General features: G+C 65.7%; 8 protein-coding genes and 2 pseudogenes. 5 read left to right on the forward strand and 5 right to left on the reverse strand.

Translation table 11 applies throughout. The annotated features are described in order from the left end of the window. The coding region (locus tag ACH4G3_RS42255; RefSeq protein WP_397629477.1) for a hypothetical protein at positions 1 to 262 on the forward strand (262 nt) is incomplete at its 5' end. Between the two features lie 762 nt (positions 263 to 1,024). After that, positions 1,025 to 1,621, forward strand: coding sequence for a thermonuclease family protein (locus ACH4G3_RS42260; protein WP_397629478.1), 597 nt, complete (start codon positions 1,025 to 1,027; stop codon positions 1,619 to 1,621). Between the two features lie 235 nt (positions 1,622 to 1,856). Here ACH4G3_RS42260 and ACH4G3_RS42265 read toward each other — a convergent pair whose 3' ends face one another. The 5 genes and pseudogenes from ACH4G3_RS42265 to ACH4G3_RS42285 all read right to left on the reverse strand — a co-directional run bounded on the left by ACH4G3_RS42265 (position 1,857) and on the right by ACH4G3_RS42285 (position 4,977). Then, complete coding sequence (locus ACH4G3_RS42265) at positions 1,857 to 2,147, reverse strand: hypothetical protein (protein ID WP_397629479.1); 291 nt, start codon at positions 2,145 to 2,147, stop codon at positions 1,857 to 1,859. A gap of 365 nt (positions 2,148 to 2,512) precedes the next feature. Continuing rightward, a pseudogene (locus ACH4G3_RS42270) lies at positions 2,513 to 3,219 on the reverse strand (IS6 family transposase). Positions 3,220 to 3,532: 313 nt separating this feature from the next. Then, entirely contained in the window at positions 3,533 to 3,934 is a 402-nt protein-coding gene (locus ACH4G3_RS42275; protein WP_397629480.1) for a DUF6009 family protein, read from the reverse strand. Continuing rightward, positions 3,931 to 4,551: pseudogene (locus ACH4G3_RS42280) on the reverse strand (DNA primase family protein); the annotation flags it as partial. The gene ACH4G3_RS42275 and the pseudogene ACH4G3_RS42280, both read right to left, overlap by 4 nt. 216 nt (positions 4,552 to 4,767) lie before the next feature. After that, the gene (locus ACH4G3_RS42285; protein WP_397629481.1) at positions 4,768 to 4,977 is read right to left on the reverse strand and encodes a hypothetical protein; all 210 of its coding nucleotides are present in this window, start codon (positions 4,975 to 4,977) and stop codon (positions 4,768 to 4,770) included. Positions 4,978 to 5,110: 133 nt separating this feature from the next. Here ACH4G3_RS42285 and ACH4G3_RS42290 point away from each other — a divergent pair, with 133 nt between their 5' ends. From ACH4G3_RS42290 to ACH4G3_RS42300, 3 genes are all read left to right on the forward strand, one after another. Then, positions 5,111 to 5,704, forward strand: a complete 594-nt coding sequence (locus tag ACH4G3_RS42290) for a hypothetical protein (RefSeq protein WP_397629482.1) — start codon at positions 5,111 to 5,113, stop codon at positions 5,702 to 5,704. A 160-nt stretch (positions 5,705 to 5,864) separates the two neighbouring features. Continuing rightward, on the forward strand, positions 5,865 to 6,296 hold the full coding sequence (locus tag ACH4G3_RS42295) for a DUF5958 family protein (RefSeq protein WP_397629484.1): 432 nt from the start codon (positions 5,865 to 5,867) through the stop codon (positions 6,294 to 6,296). A gap of 275 nt (positions 6,297 to 6,571) precedes the next feature. Next, positions 6,572 to 7,237 (forward strand): hypothetical protein, encoded by a 666-nt coding sequence (locus tag ACH4G3_RS42300; protein WP_397629483.1) that lies wholly within the window; start codon positions 6,572 to 6,574, stop codon positions 7,235 to 7,237. Positions 7,238 to 7,452 lie beyond the last annotated feature (215 nt).

Here is a 7,452-nt window from a genome sequence, read left to right on the forward strand (position 1 = left end):
CGATCCACGGCCGCGACTGACGTTTCCTCACGACCCGACCAACGAGCAGACAAGCCGACGGTCACTTGATCAACAACTTCTGTTAGGACCTCTTAACAAGCTGTCGCCGAACCATGAACGTCGTTGTCAGACCGCCGCCGATCAGCAGGATGATCAATACTCCACTCGCTGTGCTGCCCGCATCATCCGACGCGCCGCTCAAGCTGAAGGCAAGAACAGTCATGATCAGTGCCACGACGGCGGCAACACCAAGAGCGCGTGACCGAAGCCGGTAGGCCCCCCACGCAAGGACGAACATCGTTCCCATCCCGAGCGTGAACAAAGGGATCAGCGCCCACACCACACTTCCCGCGGGACTCATCCTCCCGACCGGGACGTCAGCGCTGCCTATCCGTGCCACAACCTCAGGCTAACTCCCATTGTGCTGGAAATTCTGTGACCTCCGAGGACAAATCTGACTCCGAACCTCGTCATATGGCGCCGACCGGCCTATTGCCTGCCCGGGGTGCCTGGTGTCGGGAGACTTTTCTTCATTCCTAGCGAGTAGGCTGGTACTTGATATGCCTCCGTCATCGGGCAAGCGTCCCCAGAACCCATCGGAAGGCGGCTGGGCAGGGCAAGTGCTGTACTGGTAAAGCAGCATCTTCCTCCCCTGGAGGGCGCCATGTGCCCTTCTCCGCCACCCGACGCGAACGCCCGGCGAGACCAACCCTGGCGCCCCCGCCCGCGAAGCCCGCGCGGCCCCAAGAGACCCAAACGCCTCAAGCACCCCTGGATTACCGCAATCCTCGTAATTTTTGGTCTACTCCTGGGCCTGGGCTGCCTCGGGACGCTGCTTGATGAGGGCCAAGAGCGCACCTCCGGCACGGCTGAGCCCACGGATACCTCTACGAATCAGCCGTCCGACAAACCTCATCACGACTCATCCGCAGGTACGACGAAGCCGCCTGCCCAGCCCTCCGACAGCGCTGCCACCCCACCAACCATCAAGCCGAAGCCATCGACAGCTCCGCCGGGGGTAGTCGTGCTCCGCATTGTCGACGGTGACACCCTCGATGTGCGCGGCGACGGCGGGGTCCTGCCGAAGGACACCGTGTCCCGGGTGCGGCTCCTGGCGATCGACACGCCGGAGCGCGGTGCCTGTTTCGCAGACGACGCGACCGCCCGCACCACCACGCTCCTGCCGCCGGGCAGCCGCATCCGCGCCGAACGCGATGTCGAACTCACCGACCGCTACGACCGGTACCTGCTGTACGTGTGGAACGAGCAGGGCACCTTCGTCAACGAGTCACTCGTCCGCAGCGGACACGCCGAGGCGGTCCTCTTCCCGCCCAACGACAAGTACTGGCCCAGAGTCTCTGACGCCGAGGACGCCGCCCGGCAGGACGGATCGGGCTTGTGGACCGCCTGCCCCGAGCAGCCGGAGACCTCCAGCGCTCCCCCGGACCCGCCGGACTCCCCTGCCCCAGACACCCCGGCACGCCCAGAGCTCCCAAACGGGCCTCCCGCTGGTGTCCCCGATGTGGACTGCTCGGACCTGTCAGGCCCCGTCTGGGTCGGCCCCGACGACCCGCACCGCCTTGACCGGGACGGAGACGGCATCGGCTGCGATGCCAATTGACCCACACGCGCCGGGCCCAGGCCGAACAGGGGCCATCCCCTTGTTGGAACTGACGGTTGCTCGGGCACCTTGTGGTGTGCGGCTCCACGCGGCACTCGAAGGCGGGAGGCCGGTGCAGCTCATCGACGGGATGGGGGTGTGCGGGCACACGTTCCGTACGTTCGGTTACCCGGCTCGCGCTGACGACGGCGTGTGGGCCTCGGGCACGCTGCGCGCTGGGCGTGGCTCTGGATGGCTACCCCGCCAGGGAAGGCCTTCGATACAGGCAGACGATGACAAGGCGCTCGTCCCGCTTGCTGCCTAGTGCTCCGATGACATTACCCTCGGCGACCGACATGTGATCCAGCCTCCAGCCAATAGACTCGATTGCCTCCATCTGGTCGTTCATACCAGTCATGGCTCCGCTCATCAGACTGTTGGTGTGTGCCTCGATGAACTTAAACACCAAGATATTCCGCCCTTTGTCCCAGGCGTGCTGCGCCTCCTTAAGAGCCGCATCTTCCTTAATAGTGTTGATCCAGCCCATGATTTCTCTCCTCCATGTCCAGAATCGCCTCCCGTCACCTAAAAAGGAATGGCGGATCGGCAGGGAATACGGCGAGCGGTCCTGGAGATCTGCCTGGACCCATAGGTCAGGCGGCCGGCCTCAGCACGGGGCCGGGCGCGTACTTGCGGGCGTTGGTGACCAGCTCACTGAGCCTTTTCAGCGCAGGCACTGATCGGGTGACGAGGTCGCAGGGCGTAACGCACAAGGCTCCCGTGCCGTTGAGGGAGGTGTTCGACGTCTCACGCGCAGGAGCCCTGTTGGTTCTCCCGGCGCTGTCACGTTGTTGGGTGGGTAGGTGCCTGATGGCACTCCGTGGCGTGGTGGAGCCCAGTTCCGGGCTGTGGTCAGGCCGTGGCGGCGGGGCTGGCGACTCCTGTGATCTGGTCCCAGATTGCGAAGCGGACGGTCATCTCGGCGCGGTAGTGGTGTGCGGGCGTCAGATGGCGGCGGGGCCGGCATTGGGGCGAGATGCCGCTGAATGCTGTGCTCCGCCCACGGAGCGGAAGTTTTTCATCGCCCGTTCGCGTTGCCTGGTTGGCTGGTGGCTGTTCTCCGCCCGGTTGTTCAGGTACTTCGACTGCCGGTGCTCGACGCACGGCATGACCTCGCGGAGGCCCGCGCCGTAGGAGCGGAGCTTGTCGTTGACGACCACCCGCGGCACCGCACCGGTCCTCTTCAGCAGCCTGCGAAAGAAACGCCTGGCCGCGGCCTTGTCCCGCCGGTTCTGCACCAGGATGTCCAGGACGTTGCCGTCCTGGTCGACGGCCCGCCACAGGTACTGCAACCGCCCGTTGATCTTGACGAAGACCTCGTCCAGGTGCCACTTGTCCCCGGACTGGGGCTGTCGGCGGCGCAGCGCGCCTGCGTAGGTCTGCCCGAACTTCGCGCACCAGCGGCGGATCGTCTCGTAGGAAACGGCGATCCCGCGCTCGAGCATGAGCTCCTCGACCTCGCGGAACGACAGCGGGAAGCGGAAGTACAGCCACACACAGTGGGAGATGACCTCGACCGGGTACCGGTGACCCTTGTACGACTGCGACGCACTCCCCACGGACGACCCCTCCCAGCCTGATCGAAGCGAAGATCATCCCACCGGTATCAGCCAACGTGACAGTGCCAAGACGACGGCATCGTCGGCCCAGTCACCTGGGACCGCATGCGATGGGGCGTCTGAGCGACTGCAACCACCGCACGCACCCATCCCGCACGCCGACACGAAGCCGCTTGAACCCCTCCCCCGACGTGGCCTGCTTCGACGCCTGGTCCAAAGCCGCTCGGCACACAGGCGGGGTGGGCGAGACCCTCTAGGTCGTCACGTCACTGCAACCGAGGCAGAACCCGCCGTCGACTCGTGCCCGGCCGCCCTACAGGGGGAGTTGTATGCCGAGTTCTTGCATGGCGCGGGAGGGCGGGCCGCCTTCGGAGCGTTCGGTCTTGTAGCCCTTGACCCGGGGTTCGAGGGTGCGGGGGTCGACGGCTTCAGCGGGGGCACTCTTGGCGTACAGGCCGTCGGGCTCGGTGTCGCGGTCGTGGGGCAGCAGCCAGAGGACGCGGCGGCGGAAGGTGCCGGAGGCGCGGGAGGCCTTGGCGTCGGGGCCGAGGATGGCGTAGCCGACCATGCGGCCGTCACGGTGATAGGCCGGCTTGCCCTTGCGGGTGGGCAGCCGGTCCAGGCTCTGGCGCACATAGTCGAGCTGGTCGACATCCTCCAGCCACACGAGCTCGGCTTCGTGGCTGATCTCGTCCGCGCTGATCAGGGAACTCATACGCCGGTGTCCCTTTCCTCGTCGGTGAGCAGGCCGATGCCCGGGTAGTACTTGCGCTGGTTGGACACTTTCATCTCCTTGGGCGAGGCCAGTCCGACCAGTTCCCTGGTCCGGGAGGCGAACGCGCGGGAGGAGATGATCTGCGCGCCTTCATTGTGGCACCAGGCGGTGTAGGCGGCGTAGAGCGCCGTCTGCTCGGCGCGCAGGTCGGGGCCCAGGCGACAGCACTCCTCGTAGAAACGGCCGGTGTGGTCCTCGGTCTCGGCGTAGGCGGTCGTGGCGATGCGGACGCGTTCAGGGCCGGTGAGGTCGCGGTCGCCGGCGAGGTAACGGCGGGCGCCGTCGATGAGCCAGGCCAGAATGCCGGGGCCCTCTTCCATGACAAGGAGGTCGGCCAGGTTGTCGATCTTGCGGTCGTCGGGGACGACGCGATCGAAGGGGATCAGGCGCATGCGGCGCCAGAACGCGAAGCCGCCGGTGCCGACTTCGGGCTTGTGGTTGCCCAGCAGCCACAGCTTGTGGGTCGGTTCGAAGCTGAAGGGGTCCTGGCGCATGCGGCGGGCCTTGATGCGGTCGCCGCCGGTCAGCAGTTTCACCCGGGCTTCGTCGAACTTGTCCGCGGCGAGCCGCTTGTGCGGGGCGATGGCGTGCACGGCCCAGCTGGTCAACGGCACGGCGGCGGTGGTCAGTAAGAGCGTGCGCTGCCCGATTCAGGCCTGTACGCGCAGGACGGAGACCGTACTGGGGTCTCTCCCTCTCGTCTTGTACGGGCTGGGTGGGCCCGGGGCAGGCGGCTTGGTTGCGACGCCGTTGGCGCCTGTCCCGGGGCGGAGTCAAAGGTCGTTGTGGATGCCGAGCAGGCCGCCCGCAGACCGCCAGATCACGGCTGTGGCTCGCGCCCAGTCGAGCGGGCAGTCGGGCCTCAGGCCGCGGGCGTCCCAGTCAACGAGGCCGCCGCGGGGGATCTCCTGTCCGGCCCGGTGCAGCAGCGCAGCCTTGTCGTACGCGGCGTGCGCGGCCTGCTGGTCGGTCTGCCCGATCACGTGGTTAGCGAGCTTGTGACCGACGGAGAGAACCGCCCACACCGCCCGAAGGTCGCCAGAGTCGCGATCTGCTCGGTGGAGGTCATCGGGCACCTCCTGCCACCGTCAGGAGACCGTGGTCCAGAATCAGGGCATGGACATCCCGAAGCTGCTGGAAGCCGCTTCCCTGCTGGTTCCTGAGAAGAGCGCCACTGAGAACGACATCACGGTGAGCGACGTCTGGGAGTACCTCGCTCACGACGAGTGGGAAGTGGCCCTCAATCTGCTGGAAGAACTCGGTGACGTCCGCCCGCTTCCGCTCAGCTTCTGGGAAACCCTGACCACCGCTGCCGAACAGATGAGGCTGGAGAAGAGCGCGGCTTGGTGCCACTGGCGCGCCTTCGAGACCCGCCACGGGATTCTCCGAGCCGACCTCACCCTCCGCCCGGCCACCGAAGCGCGACGACAGACGCCCATCTCTGGCGCTGGCGTCCTGCGACCGATGTGGAACATCGGCCACCGGACCGCGACCGGCGAACCGGTTCTCAACGTTGCCCGGCTCTGGGTGGAGTTCACGCCTTTCCTGGAGCCCGGGGGACATGCCTCGGTACGACTCGCGCCCCTGGACCCCTCGCAGTGGCAGCACCTTCAGCCCGGCAAGGTGATCACCATGCACGAGGACCGATCCGTAGCAGGCACGGCAGTTGTCCTGGAGGTCCAACAGCCCCCAGCCGCGTTCACCACATAAGAACGAGCGCAGTCGACTCGTGCTGTTGCTGCAGAGAAGGTCGGTCAAGTACATGCCGTTCATCCCGACCGCCTTCAGCGCCGCCCTTCGATCCGACGACTCCAGAAGCCAGCTGCCGCCAGCTCGCTCTCGGCCCGAGGCGATGTGGAATGATCGAGAAATGTTGGGGACCAGCAGCGAGGACGGGCGAGCCATTCGGCGTGAGGCCGAGCGAGTCGTCAACGAGGTCGCGCAAGGACTCCGCACGTTGGACGACGGGACAACCTGGTTTGCCACGCTCTCCCCGGCAGGACGGCAGGTGGTACTGCAGGAGGTCGCCGGCTATGCGATGCAGGCGCACATCACCACGGCGGACGGCCACGCGGGAGTCGCTCGGTCCGGAGTGAAGCCCACCGCTAACCCTTCAGTGATGATTTGCATGGACCCACCCCGCTACAGGTTCGCGGCCCTCCCCGCTGACGAGCACATCAAAGCGTTCCGTGTCCTTGTCTCGGTGTTCTCCGTCGCCGACACCCGCCGCAGGCAGACCTACTGCAAAGGCTCGTGCGGACACTCCTGGCACAACCTGCTTCCGCCAGTTGAGAGGCCGTAACGCAGGAGACCGCAATGTTGAGAGCCGGTTCGTGCATTCGACTCGTGCCGTTGGTGCAGAGAAAGTCGAGGTGGAACGCGCCGTTCATAACCGAGGTCGGCCAGGCGGTAGAAGTCGCCCTTGCCGGACTTGGTGGCGATCTTCTCCAGCAATTTCGGCAGCTTCGGATATTCAGACATGCGGAATAGGGCCGTGGATCGTGGGAGAGCCGCTTCTGGGCACGGAGGCTGGCCCTGGGCATGCTCCCGCCACGGCTACTGGGTAGCGTCCCCCGGGTGAATCTTCACCTCATCAACGATGTGTCCGATGGCCTGACCCGACGAGCGCGGTCCTTTGTCAGCACGCATGGCGTCAAGGTCGACTTTCGCCCCGTCGAGGGTCACAGGCAGTGGTGGCTTGAGCGGGACATCCCAGCAGAAGTGATTGATCGAATGGCGGCCTACCAAGAGCGATGGGGCGGTCTGCTCTTGCCACCCTCACCGCAGTACGACGGAGGCCCCAAGTACCTCGATCCGGACTCGCCCGAAGCAGACTCCGCGGGGTGGTGGTTCGAAGCCGGGATACAGCGGACCGCAGTCCCCTACTCATTCATGATCAGTCCGTCTGGTGAGTTCGGTATCCATGCAGAGAGGTGGGCACCCCTCCATGCAACCATCGAGGGCTGGGTGGAATCGCTCGCCTTGGCTCACCGCGCGTCTATGTGGGCAAAACAGGTCACCAAGCTCGTCGGCGATGACGTCGATGGCATCGAACTGAACGGCTACGTGCCCGTGCGCGAGGTGATGGGCCTGGCAGACACCTGGTGGAGAGGGCCCGACTCGCTGGTAGCCCTCTATAGCGGGGAAGCTACGTCACTCGGCTTCCCCAGGGGCCGGATCGCAGTGATCTACTCCGGCCTCGATGAGTGGGGACTGCGAGGAGGTGTGGAGGACGATGGCTGACCGTGTCGTTTAACCTCGTCCGGCAGCTGGTGAAACACTCGCGGACAGGGCGGAAACGAGGTCGGCGTTTCGATGCAGGTAGCAGTCGAGCATCTCGACATGTCGGAAGAAGCGCGCTTGGCTGCCTACAGCGCTGTTTCCACCTCACTCGCCCTGCGAAGTGATCACCGACTGGCCGAGCTTGTGGACGCCGCCGTGCCGCTCGGCTCCGGTAT

Source organism: Streptomyces afghaniensis (genome assembly GCF_044327915.1).
Lineage (GTDB): Bacteria > Actinomycetota > Actinomycetes > Streptomycetales > Streptomycetaceae > Streptomyces > Streptomyces afghaniensis.

Bases quoted from the DNA above. Each gene is read 5' to 3' on its own strand.
- ACH4G3_RS42265 (WP_397629479.1), bottom strand. From the start codon at position 2,147: ATGGGCTGGATCAACACTATTAAGGAAGATGCGGCTCTTAAGGAGGCG.
- ACH4G3_RS42275 (WP_397629480.1), bottom strand. From the start codon at position 3,934: ATGAGTTCCCTGATCAGCGCGGACGAGATCAGCCACGAAGCCGAGCTC.
- ACH4G3_RS42290 (WP_397629482.1), top strand. From the start codon at position 5,111: ATGGACATCCCGAAGCTGCTGGAAGCCGCTTCCCTGCTGGTTCCTGAG.
- ACH4G3_RS42295 (WP_397629484.1), top strand. From the start codon at position 5,865: ATGTTGGGGACCAGCAGCGAGGACGGGCGAGCCATTCGGCGTGAGGCC.